The sequence below is a fragment of the Capnocytophaga sp. oral taxon 332 str. F0381 genome (assembly GCF_000318275.2).
GTDB classification, from domain to species: Bacteria; Bacteroidota; Bacteroidia; order Flavobacteriales; family Flavobacteriaceae; genus Capnocytophaga; species Capnocytophaga bilenii.
Genome location: NZ_KB291263.1, coordinates 1 through 559, shown reverse-complemented (window position 1 = coordinate 559; position 559 = coordinate 1). Strand labels below are relative to the sequence as shown.

At 48.3% G+C, this 559-nt stretch carries 1 protein-coding gene; it reads left to right on the top strand.

Translation table 11 applies throughout. The features are described from left to right. On the top strand, positions 1 to 559 hold a 559-nt coding region (locus tag HMPREF9075_RS13370), incomplete at both ends, for a hypothetical protein (RefSeq protein WP_009414803.1).

Below are 559 nucleotides of genomic sequence, written 5' to 3'. Positions count from 1 at the left end.
GTAACTGATTTGGGTGCGCCAACGTGTACGCCAACGCAGATAGCGGTAACGGTACAACCAGCGGCACAAAGCCGACCAGCGTTGAGCTTTACAACTTATTCGGCTACTTGCCACGGCGATCACAACGGATGGTTCAGTATGCAAGAAGTGAATGCTAATGGGGCAAACTTTAATTATAGCATACAGGGGCCTGTAGGGGCGACAGTACCAAGTGGTACGAACCTTAAGACAGCTATGGGCGCACAAGGCTTGAAGGCAGGCGTTTATACGATAACAGTAACTAATACTACCAGCCTTTGTGCAAGCACCTATACAATAACTATAGGTGAGCCAACAGCTATCACATTCAATACAGCATCAATTACGGTGAAGAGTTTTGGATGTGCTACAGGCACAAGTCAGCTAAGAGGTATGGCAGAAATAGATGTACCGATGGGCGCTATTAGTGGCGGTACGGGCAGCTATACGATATTGTACAGTGACAGCTATGGCGGTACAGGTTCGGGCACACACTATGCTTTAGGACAGAAAGCAGGAGGTGGGGTAACTGTAACGGTAC